Source organism: Pseudomonas sp. TH34 (assembly GCF_016650865.1).
Lineage (GTDB): Bacteria > Pseudomonadota > Gammaproteobacteria > Pseudomonadales > Pseudomonadaceae > Aquipseudomonas > Aquipseudomonas yamanorum.
Genome location: NZ_JAEKFB010000035.1, coordinates 328,917 through 345,865 on the forward strand (window position 1 = coordinate 328,917; position 16,949 = coordinate 345,865).

The window sequence follows — 16,949 nt, forward strand, 5'->3', positions numbered from 1 at the left end:
ACGGTCATGACGCGCCGCCGAGGATAGCGCATTTCGGCTCTGGCTTTAACGGGGCGGCAACTGTGCCAGGCGCTCAAGAATGTCGAGAACGACCATTCGCGGCGGCCGCTCATCGGTTTCCACCACCAGATCGGCGATTTCCCGATACAGCGGGTCGCGCAGCGTCAGCAGGTCCCGCAGGGTTTTTGCCGGGTCGGCGGTACGCAACAACGGGCGGTTGCGATCGCGAGCGGTGCGGCCCACCTGCTGCTCGACAGAAGCATGCAGATAAACCACGCGACCGCCGGCGTGCAGCGCCCGACGATTCTCATCGCGCATCACCGCGCCGCCGCCGGTGGCCAATACCACGCCATCACAACCGCACAGCTCGGCAATCATCGCCTGCTCGCGGTCGCGAAAGCCCAGTTCGCCTTCCTTATCGAAGATCCACGGGATATTGGCACCCGTGCGCAATTCAATTTCCTTATCGGAGTCTTTGAATGGCAGGCGCAGCTCTTTGGCCAGCAAACGGCCGATGGTGCTTTTTCCAGCCCCCATCGGTCCTACAAGAATCAAATTTCGCACAGAATCAACGACTCACAGCAATCGCCTGGTTATTCATAATACGCGGAGTCAGGAATACCAGCAGCTCGGATTTTTTCTCCGAAACCACATCCCGCCGGAAAAGGCGGCCAAGATACGGCACATCGCCCAAAAATGGCACTTTATCTACCACTTTGCTTTGAGTATTGGAGAAAACTCCGCCAATCACGATGGTCTCCCCGTCCTGGACCAGCACCTTGGCATTGACCTCGTTTTTCTTGATCGGCGGCACATCGTTGAGCTTGTTCAGGTAGTCGGGTTCGTCCTTGGTCACCTTGACCTCCATGTTCACCCAGCCGTCCGGTGTGATTTGCGGCGTCACTTCCAGTGACAGCGAGGCTTCCTTGAACGACACCGAGGTAGCACCGGTGGAGCTGGATTCCTGATAGGGAATCTCGGTGCCCTTGAGGATTCGTGCGGTTTCCTTATCGGAGGTGACGACCTTGGGCTGCGAGACGATTTCACCGTTGCCGGTTTTTTCCATGGCGGTCAGCTCCAGGTCCAGCAGCAGGTTGTCGGTGATAAAGGCGATCCCCAGGCCGGCGCTGCCGTTGACCGTGCCCATATCTACAAACGGCGAGCTGGGCGGGTTTTCGGGAGGCTCGACGCCCTCGGCCAGCGGCTTCCTGATACCGCCAGCGCCCCAGTTACCCCGACTCATCTGCCCGCCCCAGCGTACCCCCAGGCTTTTGTCGTAATCCACATTGGCCTCGACAATCCGCGCCTCGATCATCACCTGCCTTACCGGAATATCCAGTTGCGCCACGATCCGACGCAGCTCCTCCAGCCGCTCCTGGGTCTGGTAGGCGATGATGTTGTTGGTGCGATCATCCACCGCCACCGAGCCGCGCTCATCGGTTGCACCTTCCAGGCCCACGGCCGACTGGAACAGCTTGGCCAGGTCCGACGCCTTGGCATAATTCACTTGCAGCAGTTCACGGCGCAACGGGGCCAGCTCCGTCATTTGCTTGCGCGACTCCAGCACCAGCAGCTCGCGGGCCGCCAACTCCTCGGCAGGCGCCACCAGCAGTACGTTGGCCGTCACACGTTTGTCCAGCCCCTTGGTTTGCAGCACAAGATCCAGGGCCTGGTCCCAGGGCACGTCCTTGAGGCGCAGGGTGATCGCCCCCTGCACGTCGTCGCTGGCCACCAGATTGAGGCCGGCGACGTCGGCAATCTGCTGCAGCACCGCACGTAACTCGATGTTCTGGAAGTTGAGGGACAGCTTGTCGCCGGTAAATGCCACGCGCTCGGTACTCAGGGGCGCATTGCCAGGTGGCGGAAGGTGAATCAGGTCGATTCGATTGGGCACAGCCATGACCATCGGTGCCGTGAACGCTATCCATAGCGCCACACCGAAGGACGAAAAAGTCCTTTTCATTGTTTGTTTCCGTTATGAATTCACGTTCAGGGCAAGGGTTTGCGAGCGTTCCAGCCAAGCGCCCTGGCCGTCCGGGAAAAGCTCGGCCAGTTCGACATGGGAGTCATGAATCGCCGTGATGCGCCCGTGGTCCGGGCCCAGGTAATCGCCGATTGCCAGCCGATGGACAGACGACGCTCCCCGCAGCAGGGCGAAGGTTTGGGCACCAAGGGACAAGGTCCCCACCATCTCGAACTGCTCAACAGCGAAGCCTTCGAGGATTCCGCGGGGCCTGGCTAAATCCGGTCCGGTAGCCGGTCGCCCAGCGGGCCTCACAAGCTGGCGAAAGGGTGGCTGGAAAGGATCGCGTAAGGATGCAAAATCGTAGGCAATTGGCTCTACGAAAGCAGACGACGGCTCGCGTAGGCCAACCTCAAGGTCATCGCTCGCCTGTCGGTTGTGCCGATAAGTCTTCGCCACCAGGCTGAGGCGCAACAGGGAGCGATCGACATGACTGAACGCCAAGTCATGGACCGTGACAATCCTTGGCAAGCCGGCCATGCCGTTGATGAACGCCGCCAGCTCGTGAAAAGTCCCGGTCACTCCAATCTGCAGGGGCGACTCGATGTACAAGGCCCGAGGCTGGTCATCCCGAAGTTCGATGGCCTCCAGCACCAAGCCATTGGCGGCACTCAGGTGGCCAATATCCTCAAGCAGGCCGGGCACCTGGGTATCAACAGGCAACTGCCGCAACAGGTTGGCGAAACGGCCTCGCATCGTTTCGAGTTCCCGGGCCTGGGATTCCAGGCCGGCAGACTGGCTGGTTTTCAGCGCGATCTGCTGCTCAAGCGTCACTTCCTGCGCCTCAAGCTGGCGCAGTTGCTCCCGCGTCCCGCTCAAGTAGAAGGTGTTGCCTACTGCCCACAGCAGGCAAAAAACCGCGCTCCCCAGTAAAGCCTTGCCCGGCAGGGGCCAGTCGAGAGCGTTTCGACAGAACTGGGTGATATCGGATTCCGTCAGCCCTGGCAGGCCTGACGCCCCTCTCATGGGCGCACCTCATCGGAATGACCATGGCGAACCGTCAGCTGAAAGCTATTGTCGTCACCGCCCTGCGCACCGCTAACCCGTTGAAGCCGGGGCGCCTGCAAGTCACCGGTTGCCTCAAGGCCACGCATCAACTGAGCAATATCACGGTTCGATTCGGCAGTACCGCTGATCGAAACAGATCCACCATCAACACTCACCTCACGCAACTGCACCCCATCCGGCATGGCACGAGCCAATTGGTCCAGCAACTGAACGCCCGCCGAACGATCGTCCTGCAAACCCTGCACAACTTTCATCCGTTCCATCAACTGCTGGCGTTGCTCATGCAGCTCGTCGATGGCCTTGATCCGCGAGTCGAGCCCGGTAACGCCCACCTTCAGTTGGCTGTTACGGGCCAATTGCCGATCAATCGCGCGGTCGATCACCTGGTCTGCCAGCCATACCGCAGCCAGCGCCACAGTTGCAGCCCCCGCCAGGAACACCAGAAAATATTTGCGCCGCCGCTGGTTCCGTTCTGCGCGCCACGGCAGCAGGTTGATTCGTGTCATCAGTCGAAACTCCTCAGGGCCAACCCGCAGGCCACTCCCATTCCCTGGGCATCCACGGCCCATTGCGCGCCATCGACACGACGGCCCGGCGTGATGCTGTCCGAAGCCTGCCTGCCCACGCGAGCCAATGCAAATGCTTCGACATCCACTATCCGTGTCGCCAGCCCCGCCAAGGCCAAAACCGCCTCACGGGCCTCTACCTGTTCCTTGAGGCAGGCAACCAGCAGCACATCGACGCTTTGCGAGTCATGGGCCGACGGGCCCTGCACCTGAAAGTCGATGGCCACATCCTCCAGCGGATAAGGAATGTACTGGTCGGCTTCCCCGTGGATTCGTTGCACCATTTCTGCATCAGTGAGCCCGGCGTCCATCTCGAGCACACGAGTGATCACCGAAGGCCCGGCGACGGCGACGGCGGCTTGTCGGAGCGAGGTATGCACCTGTGCCAGTGCTCTGGAAAGGGCCTGTGCGACGGCATCAAAATCCACCACGCTACTGTCGACCACCGCATGGGCCGGCAACGGCTGCATGGCGTAGCCGCGGACGCTGTAGCCGTTGCCTGAAACCTCGAGTTCCACCAGCTTGACGCCGGCGTCATTGATGTCGATACCCAGGACGGCATCGGCTTTTCGCCTGAAAAATCCCTTTATCATAAAACTCCCCAAAACTTTCCCTGTCTTACGGACTGATTGCTGCCAGGCTTCATGCATTCGGTCGGCTTGTATGAGCGGTGCGAATGACGCCCGAAGCCGAAAAATGCTTTAATGCCCAGCGTTTTTTCCCGCGTTTATCTGCTGGCCGGGTCGATCCACCGCTTGCCGTGCATGCCCCGACGCCTAACCCATTCTTTTCCTTGGAAATCCAAAAGCCTTGATTCGTCTGCTGAAGTTTTTCGGGTACTCCATTGTCGCGATCGTCTGCGGGCTGATGCTCGTGCTCAGCGGGGCCTATCTCTACCTTAGTCCGGGTTTGCCCTCCGTAGAGGCCCTGAGAAGTATCCAGTTGCAGATTCCTTTGCGGGTCTACAGCAGCGATGAAAAACTGATCGCGGAGTTCGGCGAAATGCGCCGCACCCCGATCCGTTTCGCCGACATTCCACCCAATTTCATCAACGCCCTGCTGTCGGCTGAAGACGATAATTTCGCCAACCACTATGGCGTTGACCCAAGCAGCCTGGTGCGGGCCGCCACGCAGTTGGTAAAAAGCGGACACATTCAGTCCGGTGGCAGCACCATCACCATGCAGGTCGCGAAGAACTTCTTCCTCACCAGCGAACGCAGCTTTTCCCGCAAGGCCACGGAAATTCTCCTGGCGTTGCAGATCGAACGTCAGCTGACCAAGGACGAGATCCTTGAGCTGTACGTCAACAAGATCTACCTCGGCAACCGTGCCTACGGCATCGAGGCGGCTTCCCAGGTTTACTACGGCAAGTCGATTCGTGACGCCAGCCTGGCGCAGATGGCGATGATTGCCGGCCTGCCCAAGGCGCCTTCGCGCTTCAACCCGCTGGCCAACCCGGCGCGCAGCAAAGAGCGCCGCGACTGGATCCTGGGCCGCATGTACAAGCTGGGCAAAATCGACCAGGCCGCATACGAAAGTGCGGTGGCCGAGCCGTTGAACGCCAGTTATCACGTGCCGACCCCGGAAGTGAATGCCCCTTATATCGCCGAAATGGCCCGTGCCGAGATGGTCGGCCGTTATGGCAGCGAGGCGTACACCGAAGGCTTCCGCGTGACCACGACGATTCCGAGCAACCTGCAGGAAATCGCCAATAAATCGGTACACGAAGGCTTGATCGCCTATGACCAGCGCCACGGCTACCGCGGCCCTGAATCGCGCCTGCCGGGCAAGACCCTGAGCGCCTGGACCGTCGAACTGGGCAAACAACGCCCGATCAGCGGCCTTGAGCCAGCCATCGTCACCCAGGTGAAAAAAGATGGCGTGCAGGTACTGACCCGCACCGGCGAAGAACATGTGTCGTGGGACAGCATGAAATGGGCCCGCCCGTTCCTGAACACCAACAGCATGGGGGCGATGCCCAAGCAGCCGTCGGACGTGGCCCAGGTCGGCGACCTGATTCGTGTGCAGCGCCAGAAGGACGACAGCCTGAAATTCAGCCAGGTGCCCGTGGCACAGGGCGCCCTGGTGTCGCTTGACCCGCAGAACGGTGCAATCCGCGCCCTGGTCGGCGGGTTTGCCTTCGAGCAGAGCAACTATAACCGCGCCACCCAGGCCAAGCGCCAGCCGGGCTCGAGCTTCAAGCCGTTCATCTACAGCGCCGCCCTGGATAACGGCTACACCGCCGCCAGCCTGGTCAACGATGCGCCGATCGTGTTTGTCGACGAGTACCTGGACAAGGTCTGGCGCCCGAAGAACGACACCAACACCTTCCTCGGCCCGATCCGCGTCCGCGAGGCGCTGTACAAGTCGCGTAACCTGGTGTCGATCCGCCTGCTGCAGGCGATGGGCGTAGGCAAGACCATCGACTACATCACCCGCTTCGGCTTCAACAAGTCGGACCTGCCGCCCAACCTGTCCCTGGCACTGGGTACCGCCACGCTGACGCCGATGGAAATCGCCACCGGCTGGAGCACCTTTGCCAACGGCGGCTACAAGATCACCCCGTACCTGATCGACAAGATCGAAAGCCGTAGCGGCGAAACCCTGTTTACCGCCAACCCGCCGCGGGTACCGGGCGACGTGGTCAATGGCGTCGCCGCCACTGACGGCCAGGCAGCACCGACCAACGGCGGCATCACCATCGAGCCGACGCCAGGCGAAGCACCGGCCGCCGGCGCCCCTGCCGCACCACAAGCGCCGGCGGTAGCCGAACGCGTTGTGGATGGCCGCACCACCTACATCCTCAACAGCATCCTGGAAGACGTGATCAAGAAAGGTACGGGGCGTCGCGCCCTGGCCCTGGGCCGCGCCGACATCGCCGGCAAGACCGGTACCACCAACGAATCCAAGGATGCGTGGTTCTCGGGCTACAACGGAGACTACGTGACCACCGTATGGACCGGTTACGACCAGCCGGAAAGCCTCGGTCGCCGGGAGTTCGGTGGCACCGTCGCGCTGCCGATCTGGATGAGCTACATGGGTGCTGCATTGAAGGACAAGCCGCTGCACACCCAGCCGGAGCCGGAAGGCATACTCAGCCTGCGGATCGACCCGGTCAGCGGCCGAGCAGCAGCGCCGAGCACGCCGAATGCGTACTTCGAGCTGTTCAAGAGCGAGGACACGCCGCCATCGGTCAACGAACTGGGCAACGGCGTTGCACCGGGCAGCCCGCTGCCGGCGGATGAGGCGGCACCGATCGACTTGTTCTAACCCGCAGATCCAATGTGGGAGCGGGCTTGCTCGCGAAAGCGGGGTATCAGGCTCAGATGGGCCGACTGACACACCGTCTTCGCGAGCAAGCCCGCTCCCACATTTGGATCACCGCCAGGCTCGAGCTAATTGCCAGCCACAAAAAAAGCCCCGACTCGCAAGAGCCGGGGCTTTTTGTTGGTGCGCTACAACGGCTTAGCCGTTGAACACATCGTCCACGCTTTTCAGCGGGTAGTTCTTCGGATACGGCAGGGTGGCCACACCGGTCTCGATCGCAGCTTTAGCCACAGCATCGGAGATCAGGGTGATCAGGCGCTTGTCCATTGGTTTCGGGATGATGTACTCACGACCGAATTCCAGTTTCGCACCGCCGTAGGCGTCACAAACGTCCTGCGGTACCGGCAGCTTGGCCAGTTCGCGCAGGGCGTTGGCGGCAGCTACTTTCATTTCTTCGTTGATGCGCTTGGCGCGAACGTCCAGGGCACCACGGAAGATGAACGGGAAGCCCAGTACGTTGTTGACCTGGTTCGGGTAGTCCGAACGGCCGGTGGCCATGATCACGTCGTTGCGGGTGGCGTGGGCCAGTTCCGGGGAGATTTCCGGATCCGGGTTGGAGCACGCGAACACGATCGGGTTGGCGGCCATGGACTTGAGGCCTTCGGCGCTCAGCAGGTTCGGACCGGACAGGCCAACGAACACGTCTGCACCGTCAAGGGCGTCAGCCAGGGTACGCTTGGAGGACGGATGCGCGAACATCGCCTTGTACTGGTTCAGGTCGGTACGCTCGGACTGCACAACGCCCTTGCTGTCGACCATGTAGATGTTTTCCAGCTTGGCGCCCATGCTCACCAGCAACTTCATGCAGGAGATGGCCGCAGCGCCGGCGCCCAGGCAAACGATCTTGGCTTCGCCGAGGGTTTTGCCAGCGATTTCCAGGGCGTTGATCATGCCGGCCGCGGTAACGATCGCGGTGCCGTGCTGGTCATCGTGGAATACCGGGATGTCGCACTGTTCGATCAGGGCCTTTTCGATCTCGAAGCACTCAGGTGCCTTGATGTCTTCCAGGTTGATGCCACCGAATGTGATGGAGATGCGCTTTACGGTGTCGATGAAAGCCTGCGGGCTTTCGGAATCGACTTCGATGTCGAATACGTCAATGCCGGCGAAGCGCTTGAACAGTACGCCTTTACCTTCCATGACTGGCTTGGAAGCCAATGGGCCGAGGTTACCCAGGCCGAGGATCGCGGTGCCATCAGAGATCACTGCAACCAGGTTGCCTTTGCCGGTGTACTTGTAGGCCAGTTCAGGATCGCGGGCGATTTCACGTACGGGCTCGGCAACGCCAGGGCTGTAGGCCAGCGACAGGTCGCGGGCGGTGGCAGTGGCTTTGGTGAGCTCTACACTCAGCTTTCCTGGACGAGGATGGGCATGATATTCGAGAGCGGCAGTTTTCAAATCAGACATATCGGCATTCCGCTTTTACTGTTGGTCGACGGACCGCCGAGGATACGCGTGTCGCAAAGTCCCCACAAGACTGGGCAGTCACAGGTGTCAAGGGCCTTGCCCTACGACTTTTGGCCAAGAGCCACGGGATACAAGGGCTCAACTGTTCACAATCACGCGAAAAAATGTCTACAATTTTTTCTTACGGCACCCGCTGAAGCATGCCGGGATCGGTCAGTGGCAGCAGCCAGCGTGCCTGGCCATTTTCCAGGCCACCGCGCCGGGAACGGTCCAGCACCCAGCCGCGCGCCTCGATGGATTGCCCCTGTAAACCCTTCAACAATGCACTGTCGAACGCGGCCACCCGATTGGGCGCAATGCGTAATACCAGTGAGCCCTGCAACTCAATCCAGACTCCACCGCGATTGCGTTCGATTTTGCTCACCTGGCCGCTGACCACCGCAAAGCCCGAACGCCGGATCTTCGCCGCATCGACCACCGGTGACTGGCGCCACAGCCCCAACCGGGCCTGCCGGGCACCGCGTTCGGCGGCTTGCTGGCAGGCCACCAGCTCCACATTCGGCGCGACGGCCACCTGGAAGCCGAGGCCTTCGGCGAGCAACTGCGCCTCCAGATTTTCGCCATTGGCGCCGTAAAGATGGGCCAGGGTGCGACCGTAACGGTCCTTGCTCTCCCGTCCGGGCACCACGCCAACGCGCCCACCGCTCGCATCCACCAGGCTTTGCAGGCGCTCGCGAGCGGCCACGGCGAAGGGCTCGTCAGTGCGGCCCTTCTTGCCGGTTTCCGGGGCATTGACGCCGATCATGCGCACGTTGCGGCCGTCCTTGAGGCGCACCGTGTCGCCATCCACCACCCGCTGCACGTCAAAAATAGCGACATTGCCGGGCGCCGGGCAGAAGACCTCGGCCTGGGCGGGCGCCAGCCAAATCGCAGACACAAAAAAGGCGCCCACAAGGGACGCCTTTTTCATCAGCGAGGACAAGCCATACAGGCCATCCAAGCGGACCAGCCTTACTCAGCTTTAGGAGCAGCTTTAGCGCCGAAAGCACCGAAGCGGGTCTTGAAGCGGTCAACACGGCCGCCAACATCCAGAGTCTTCTGCTTACCGGTGTAGAACGGGTGGCACTCGTTGCACACGTCGATTGGCAGAGCTTTGCCGAAAGTCGAACGGGTTTCGAACTTGTTACCGCAGCTGCAGGTAACGTCGATGGCAACATAGTTTGGATGGATATCGGCTTTCATGGTGTATTCCTCAGGCTAGCGTGCCGCCAATCAACACTATTGTTGAATACCGCACGTAATTAGGCCGCGGATTCTACCAGACCTTTTTAAACGCGCAAGAAGCACAACGGCCCCTTTCATCAGAAAAGCGCGGCATACACAAGGCTCTGTGGGAGCCGGGCTTGCCCGCGATGCAGACGCTGCGGTGTCGCAGGTGCACCGTATCGTTACTATCGCGGGCAAGCCCGGCTCCCACATCCACCGCTGGTCTGCTAGGCTCCCGCCCTTCTTCGCCGCCCGTCATATGAGAACCCCCGCGTGCCCGACGCCATTTTGCGCCTCGCCCTGCCCTCGCCCCTGCGCCGCCTGTTCGATTATCGGGCCCCTGCCGGTGTATTGCGGTCGCAGCTGCAGCCCGGCATGCGTGTGCGCGTGCCGTTTGGCCGGCGGGAGATGATCGGCATCCTGGTGGAAGTCGCCGATCACAGCGAAGTGCCCGCCGAGAAGCTCAAGCCCGCCGTGGCGATCCTCGACAGCACGCCGCCGTTGCCGCCCGCGCTGTTCAAGCTGTGCCTGTGGACCTCGCAGTATTACCAACACAGCCTGGGTGACACCCTGAGCTGGGCGCTGCCGGTGCTGTTGCGCCAGGGCGAGTTGGCCGAGGCGCGCCAGGAGCGTTTCTGGTCGATGGTCCCGGGGGCGCGCATGGACGACCCGCGCATCGCCCGCGCCCCGCGCCAGCGTGAAGCTCTGGCAACCCTGGCCCAGCATCCCCACGGCGTCGCCCATCAGCTGTTAAGCAAGCTGATGCTGAGCAAGGACAGCCTGGACTTGCTGCTCGCCAAGGGTTTGGTGCAGGTGGAGATCCGCAAGCACGCCCCCGGCGAGCGCCACGAACACTGGCTGGCTCAGCCGGAATTGCCGCTCAACCCCGAACAACGCGCCGCCTACGAGGCAATTCGCGCCGGCTTCGACAGCTTCCACGCGTTCCTGCTGGCCGGCGTCACCGGCAGCGGCAAGACCGAAGTCTATTTACAGCTGATCCGCGAAACCCTCGAGGCCGGCAAACAGGCGTTGGTGTTGATCCCCGAGATCAACCTCGGCCCGCAAACCCTGGCGCGTTTCGAGCAGCGCTTCAACGCGCGCATCGCCCTGGTGCACTCGGCGGTCAACGACCGCGAGCGCCTGGAATCCTGGCTTGCCGCCCGGGACGGCGAGGCCGACATTATTATTGGTACCCGCTCGGCGCTGTTCACCCCGATGAAAAATCCCGGGCTGATCATCATCGACGAAGAACACGACGGCTCCTATAAACAGCAGGAAGGCTTGCGCTACCACGCCCGCGACCTGGCACTGGTGCGGGCCCGCCAGGAAAACATCCCGATTGTGCTGGGTTCGGCCACGCCCTCCCTGGAAAGCCTGCACAACGCCTACACCGGTCGCTACGGCCTGCTGCGTCTCAACGAGCGGGCCGGCGGCGCCAAGCAGCCACGCTTCCTGCGCCTGGACGTGAAAAGTCGCCCGCTGGACAGCGGCATTTCCGGGCCAATGCAACAAGCCATCGGCCAAACCCTCGCGGCGGGCCAGCAAGTGCTGGTGTTCCTCAACCGCCGGGGTTTTGCGCCGACGCTGCTGTGCCATGACTGCGGCTGGATGTCCGAGTGCAATCGCTGCGATGCGCGAATGACCGTACACCAGCGCTCCGGCGAATTGCGCTGCCATCACTGCGGCCATGTGGAACGGGTGCCGCGTCACTGCCCGCAGTGCGGCAAAGTCGACTTGCGTCCGGTGGGCGCAGGCACCGAGCGCGCCGAGGAGCGGCTGGGCATTCTGTTCCCGGATTACCCGGTGCTGCGGGTCGACCGTGACAGCACGTCGCGCAAGGACGCGATGAATCAGCTGTTCGCCACGATCCAGAAGGGCCAGCCGTGCATTTTGGTGGGCACCCAGATGCTCGCCAAAGGGCATCACTTCCCGCGGGTGACCCTGGTGTCGATCCTGGATGCCGACGGCGGGTTATTCTCCGGGGACTTCCGCGCCAGCGAACGCATGGCACAGCTGATCGTGCAGGTCGCAGGCCGTGCCGGTCGGGCTGAAGAGCCCGGCAAGGTGATCATCCAGACGCACCTGGCCGACCATCCATTGCTGATTCAACTGACGGAGCAAGGCTACTTTGCCTTCGCCGAACAGGCCTTGAGCGAACGCCGCTCGGCCGGCTTGCCGCCGTTTGCGCATCTGGCGCTGCTGCGGGCCGAGGCGCACAAGCCGGGGCAGGCCGAAGGTTTCCTGGATGAAGCGTGCAGCGAGGCTGAACGTTTGCTGGGGGAGCTGGGTCTGACCGGCATCGAATTGCTCGGGCCGGTGCCCGCGCCCATGGAACGCCGCGCCGGTCGTTACCGCGCCCAGCTACTCTTGCAAGCCAGTGCCCGCGCCCCGCTGCATCGCTTATTAAGCAGCTGGTTACTTGCCCTGGAGCAAATGCCCAGCGGGCGACAAGTGAGATGGTCGTTGGACGTAGACCCGGTAGATTTGTACTAACCCCCTGTGGCGAGGGAGCTTGCTCCCTCGCCACAGGTTAATCGTCCGTCAAGGTCCAGCGAAGGTTGGCAAGCCCGCCCTCGCCACGGATAATGCCCAGTTTTTCCACCTGCGCATCGCGCGCCACCGCTTGCGGTCGAAAGAGAACACCATGAAAGACACCATTCGCCAGCTGATCCAACAAGCCCTCACCCAACTCGTCAACGAAGGTGTGTTGCCTGAAGGCCTGACGCCGGCGATCCAGGTGGAAAATACCCGAGACAAGACCCACGGTGATTTCGCCAGCAACATCGCGATGATGCTGGCCAAGCCGGCCGGCCTGAAGCCACGCGATCTGGCGGAAAAAATCATCGCCGCGCTGCCGGCCGACCCGCAGGTGACCAAGGCTGAAATCGCCGGCCCTGGCTTTATCAACTTCTTCCAGAACACCCAGGCCCTGGCTTCGCGCCTGGACGCGGCCCTGGCGGATGCCAAAATCGGCGTACGCAAGGCCGGCCCGACACAACGCGTGGCCATCGACCTGTCGGCACCGAACCTGGCCAAGGAAATGCACGTAGGTCACTTGCGCTCCACCATCATTGGTGACGGCGTAGCGCGGGTCCTGGAATTCCTCGGCGACGACGTCATCCGCCAGAACCACGTGGGCGACTGGGGCACCCAGTTCGGCATGTTGATGGCGTACCTGCAGGAAAACCCGATCACCAGCAACGAGCTGTCGGACCTGGAGAACTTCTACCGCGCCGCCAAGAAGCGTTTCGACGAATCCGAAGAATTCGCCGACCGCGCCCGTGGCCTGGTGGTCAAGCTGCAAGCCGGCGATGCCGAATGCCTGGAGCTGTGGGGCCGCTTCCGCGAGATATCCCTGTCCCACTGCCAGGAAATCTACGAGCTGCTCAACGTCAAATTGACCATGGCCGACGTGATGGGCGAAAGCGCCTACAACGACGACCTGATCAACGTGGTCAACGACCTCAAGGCCAAGGGCCTGCTGGTTGAGAGCAACGGTGCCCAGTGCGTGTTCCTCGAAGAATTCAAGACGGCCGACGGCGACCCGCTGCCGGTGATCATCGTCAAGGCCGATGGCGGCTACCTCTACGCCACCACCGACCTGGCCGCCGTGCGCTACCGCAGCGGCGTGCTGAAAGCCGACCGCGCCCTGTATTTCGTTGACCAGCGCCAGGCCCTGCACTTCCAGCAAGTGTTCGAAGTGGCGCGCCGCGCCGGTTTCGTCACCCATCCGATGCAGATGGAACACATGGGCTTCGGCACCATGAACGGCGCCGATGGCCGCCCGTTCAAGACCCGTGACGGCGGCACCGTGAAGCTGATCGACCTGCTGAACGAAGCCCAGGACCGCGCCTACAACCTGGTGAAGGAAAAGAACCCGGAGCTGGCCGAAGCCGACCTGCGCAATATCGCCCGCGTGGTGGGGATTGGCGCGGTGAAATACGCCGACCTGTCCAAGCACCGTACCAGCGACTACAGCTTCAACTTCGAGCTGATGCTCAACTTCGAAGGCAACACCGCGCCGTACCTGCTGTATGCCTACACCCGGGTGGCCGGTGTGTTCCGCAAGCTGGGCAAGGACTTCAGTGAAGTCGAAGGCCAGATCAACCTTGAAGCGCCGCACGAGCAGGAACTGGCGGCCAAGCTGGCGCAATTCGGCGAAGTGCTGAACAGCGTTGGTGAAAAAGGCACGCCGCACATCCTCTGCACCTATTTGTACGAAGTCGCCGGTTTGTTCTCCAGCTTCTACGAGAACTGCCCGATCCTGACCGCAGACGACGAAGCCCAAAAGCAGAGCCGCCTGCGCCTCGCCGCACTGGCAGGACGGACCCTCAAGCAAGGCCTGGAATTGTTGGGCCTGGAAACTCTGGAGCGTATGTAAGTTGGCTGCCAAGAAAAAACCTGCACCCAAGCGCGGCGCCAGCCGCTACCAGGCACCTGCGAAGAAACCTATTCCGGGCTGGTTGTGGATGGCGATCGGCCTGACGGTCGGCGCGTTTGTCGTGTTCCTGATGAAGCTGGACCCGGGCAAGGGCGATGACGTCAAACGGGTCAAGCAAGAGCAGCAGAGGGCCACGAAAATGGCCGAAGCGAACAAGACCGTCCCGAGCCCGACTGCGCCGGTGAAGCCGAAGTACGACTTCTACACATTGCTGCCGGAATCGGAAGTGATCGTGCCGCCGGATGCCGTACCGGAAAAAACCCTGCCGACACCACAGCCGGTGCCGACCACACCTGTGACTCCGGCGGAAGCGGCGAAAATCGACACTGCACGGGCCCAGGCGGCATTGGCCGGGATTACCCCGCCGCCGCCGCCGCCAGTCGCTACGACTAAAGCAGCGCCGGTGACCAAGTTCTTCCTGCAGGCGGGCTCGTTCCCGAAACAGGCGGATGCGGACCGTGTGCGTGCGCAGATCATTCTGTTGGGGCAGGCGGTGACGGTGGAATCCGGGACGGTTAAGGATGCGACCTGGTATCGCGTGCTGGTAGGGCCGTTCAGCAACCGTGAACAGCTGACCGTGGCCCAGAAACAACTGGCGGGTGCAGGGTTTAGCAACCTGTTGTTACAACAACGCCAAAGCCGCTGATCGGCCCCGACTCCGAGGTCACAGCAGATCAAATGTGGGAGCCGGGCTTGCCCGCGATGGCGGTGGAACAGTCAATATTTTCGGTGACTGACCCACCACCATCGCGGGCAAGCCCGGCTCCCACATTGGTTTTCATTGTATTTAAAACCTCGGTTCACACAGATTCACCACTCGTCCGCCCTCTCGTCCTACAGTTGAAATCCCCCCGCCACCCCCATATGAGTTCCATCAGGGCATTTTCGCCCCGCAGCGTGGAGACTCTCCCCTTGACCACCATCGTTTCAGTTCGCCGCCACGGCAAAGTCGTCATGGGCGGCGACGGCCAGGTTTCACTTGGCAATACCGTGATGAAAGGCAACGCGAAAAAGTCCGTCGCCTGTACCACGGCCAGGTCCTCGCCGGTTTCGCCGGCGCCACCGCTGACGCCTTTACCCTGTTCGAGCGCTTTGAAGGCCAACTTGAGAAGCACCAGGGCCACCTGGTCCGTGCCGCCGTCGAACTCGCCAAAGAATGGCGCACCGACCGCTCCCTCAGCCGCCTCGAAGCCATGCTGGCCGTCGCCAACAAAGACGCCTCCCTGATCATCACCGGCAACGGCGACGTGGTTGAACCCGAAGAAGGCCTGATCGCCATGGGTTCCGGCGGCGGTTACGCCCAGGCCGCTGCCAGCGCCCTGCTGAAGAAAACCGACCTGTCGGCCCGGGAAATCGTCGAGACTGCCCTCGGTATCGCTGGCGACATCTGTGTCTTCACCAACCACAACCTGACCATTGAGGAGCAGGACCTCGCCGAGTAAGCCGCAGGCTTATTCCCGCTTGAGGACCGCCAATTACTATGTCCATGACTCCCCGCGAAATCGTCCATGAACTCAATCGCCATATCATCGGCCAGGACGATGCCAAGCGCGCCGTTGCCATCGCCCTGCGTAACCGCTGGCGCCGGATGCAACTGCCCGAAGAATTGCGCGTTGAAGTAACCCCCAAGAACATCCTGATGATCGGCCCGACCGGTGTCGGTAAAACCGAGATCGCCCGGCGCCTGGCCAAACTGGCCAATGCTCCGTTCATCAAGGTCGAAGCCACCAAGTTCACCGAAGTGGGCTATGTGGGCCGTGACGTCGAGTCGATCATTCGGGACCTGGCCGACGCTGCCCTGAAGCTGCTGCGCGAACAGGAAATGACCAAGGTCAGCCATCGCGCCGAAGACGCCGCCGAAGAACGCATCCTCGACGCCTTGCTGCCACCGGCACGCATGGGCTTCAACGAAGACGCCGCGCCAAGCTCGGATTCCAATACCCGCCAGCTGTTCCGCAAGCGCCTGCGTGAAGGTCAGTTGGACGACAAGGAAATCGAGATTGAAGTCGCCGAAGTGTCCGGCGTCGATATCTCCGCACCGCCTGGCATGGAAGAAATGACCAGCCAGTTGCAGAACCTGTTCGCCAACATGGGCAAGGGCAAGAAGAAAAGCCGCAAGCTCAAGGTGAAGGAAGCGCTGAAACTGGTGCGCGACGAAGAAGCCGGGCGCCTGGTGAATGAGGAAGAGCTCAAGGCCAAGGCCCTGGAAGCGGTCGAGCAGCACGGCATCGTGTTTATCGACGAGATCGACAAGGTGGCCAAGCGCGGTAACTCCGGCGGCGTCGACGTATCCCGCGAAGGCGTGCAGCGCGACCTGCTGCCGCTGATCGAAGGCTGCACCGTCAACACCAAGCTGGGCATGGTCAAGACCGACCACATCCTGTTTATCGCGTCCGGTGCGTTCCACCTGAGCAAGCCGAGCGATCTGGTGCCGGAGCTGCAAGGCCGTCTGCCAATTCGCGTTGAGCTGAAAGCACTGACGCCAGGCGACTTCGAACGCATCCTCAGTGAGCCCCATGCGTCGCTGACCGAGCAATACCGCGAACTGCTGAAAACCGAAGGCTTGGGCATTGAGTTCCTGCCGGACGGTATCAAGCGTTTGGCCGAGATCGCCTGGCAGGTCAACGAGAAGACCGAGAACATCGGTGCCCGTCGTTTGCACACCTTGCTTGAACGCCTGCTGGAGGAAGTGTCCTTCAGTGCTGGCGACATGGCGGGCGCGCAGAATGGCGTGGCGATCAAGATCGACGCCGACTACGTCAACAGCCACTTGGGCGAATTGGCGCAGAACGAAGATCTGTCTCGTTATATCCTGTAAGCCACATATAGAACCGGCCTGCATAGCAGCCTGGCTTGTGTGGGAGCTGGCTTGCCTGCGATAGCCTCACCTCGGTGCAACTGATACACCGAG

13 protein-coding genes and 1 pseudogene are annotated in these 16,949 nt (G+C 61.6%); 6 read left to right on the plus strand and 8 right to left on the minus strand.

All coding sequences use genetic code 11. From position 1 onward, the window contains the following. Window positions 1-45: 45 nt before the first annotated feature. The 5 genes from aroK to pilM all read right to left on the minus strand — a co-directional run bounded on the left by aroK (window position 46) and on the right by pilM (window position 4,190). Window positions 46-564 carry a shikimate kinase AroK gene (gene aroK, locus JFU58_RS30755; protein WP_003209345.1) on the minus strand — a complete coding sequence of 173 codons (519 nt, stop codon included), beginning with the start codon at window positions 562-564 and terminating at the stop codon, window positions 46-48. Window positions 565-568: 4 nt separating this feature from the next. After that, entirely contained in the window at window positions 569-1,906 is a 1,338-nt protein-coding gene (locus tag JFU58_RS30760; RefSeq protein WP_201143112.1) for a type IV pilus secretin PilQ, read from the minus strand. Between the two features lie 69 nt (window positions 1,907-1,975). Beyond that, window positions 1,976-2,989, minus strand: coding sequence for a pilus assembly protein PilP (locus JFU58_RS30765; protein WP_201143034.1), 1,014 nt, complete (start codon window positions 2,987-2,989; stop codon window positions 1,976-1,978). Then, on the minus strand, window positions 2,986-3,537 hold the full coding sequence (locus JFU58_RS30770; RefSeq protein WP_063033468.1) for a PilN domain-containing protein: 552 nt from the start codon (window positions 3,535-3,537) through the stop codon (window positions 2,986-2,988). The genes JFU58_RS30765 and JFU58_RS30770 overlap by 4 nt, the downstream gene beginning before the upstream one ends. After that, window positions 3,537-4,190: a type IV pilus biogenesis protein PilM gene (gene pilM, locus JFU58_RS30775; protein ID WP_177025870.1), complete on the minus strand. Its 654-nt coding sequence runs from the start codon at window positions 4,188-4,190 to the stop codon at window positions 3,537-3,539. The genes JFU58_RS30770 and pilM overlap by 1 nt, the downstream gene beginning before the upstream one ends. A gap of 220 nt (window positions 4,191-4,410) precedes the next feature. Between pilM and JFU58_RS30780 the strand changes: the two genes are divergently transcribed. After that, window positions 4,411-6,867, plus strand: a complete 2,457-nt coding sequence (locus JFU58_RS30780; protein ID WP_371103579.1) for a penicillin-binding protein 1A — start codon at window positions 4,411-4,413, stop codon at window positions 6,865-6,867. Window positions 6,868-7,062: 195 nt separating this feature from the next. On the opposite strand, the gene JFU58_RS30785 is transcribed toward JFU58_RS30780, so the two are convergent. The 3 genes from JFU58_RS30785 to rpmE all read right to left on the minus strand — a co-directional run bounded on the left by JFU58_RS30785 (window position 7,063) and on the right by rpmE (window position 9,573). Then, window positions 7,063-8,331, minus strand: coding sequence for a malic enzyme-like NAD(P)-binding protein (locus JFU58_RS30785; protein ID WP_017478238.1), 1,269 nt, complete (start codon window positions 8,329-8,331; stop codon window positions 7,063-7,065). A 181-nt stretch (window positions 8,332-8,512) separates the two neighbouring features. Continuing rightward, window positions 8,513-9,301: a thermonuclease family protein gene (locus JFU58_RS30790; protein ID WP_201143113.1), complete on the minus strand. Its 789-nt coding sequence runs from the start codon at window positions 9,299-9,301 to the stop codon at window positions 8,513-8,515. Between the two features lie 41 nt (window positions 9,302-9,342). Next, window positions 9,343-9,573 carry a 50S ribosomal protein L31 gene (gene rpmE / locus JFU58_RS30795; protein WP_003209330.1) on the minus strand — a complete coding sequence of 77 codons (231 nt, stop codon included), beginning with the start codon at window positions 9,571-9,573 and terminating at the stop codon, window positions 9,343-9,345. 297 nt (window positions 9,574-9,870) lie between these two features. On the opposite strand from rpmE, the gene JFU58_RS30800 reads away from it, so the two are divergent. From JFU58_RS30800 to hslU, 5 genes and pseudogenes are all read left to right on the plus strand, one after another. Then, window positions 9,871-12,090 (plus strand): primosomal protein N', encoded by a 2,220-nt coding sequence (locus JFU58_RS30800; RefSeq protein ID WP_008439257.1) that lies wholly within the window; start codon window positions 9,871-9,873, stop codon window positions 12,088-12,090. Between the two features lie 151 nt (window positions 12,091-12,241). After that, a complete protein-coding gene (gene argS / locus JFU58_RS30805) occupies window positions 12,242-13,978 on the plus strand; it encodes an arginine--tRNA ligase (protein ID WP_017478235.1) in 1,737 nt (578 codons plus the stop codon). A gap of 1 nt (window position 13,979) precedes the next feature. Next, entirely contained in the window at window positions 13,980-14,684 is a 705-nt protein-coding gene (locus tag JFU58_RS30810) for an SPOR domain-containing protein (protein WP_017478234.1), read from the plus strand. Window positions 14,685-14,950: 266 nt separating this feature from the next. Continuing rightward, window positions 14,951-15,480 (plus strand): annotated as a pseudogene (gene hslV, locus JFU58_RS30815) (ATP-dependent protease subunit HslV). Window positions 15,481-15,518: 38 nt separating this feature from the next. After that, entirely contained in the window at window positions 15,519-16,856 is a 1,338-nt protein-coding gene (hslU, locus tag JFU58_RS30820) for an ATP-dependent protease ATPase subunit HslU (protein ID WP_003209321.1), read from the plus strand. The last annotated feature ends 93 nt before the right edge of the window (window positions 16,857-16,949 follow it).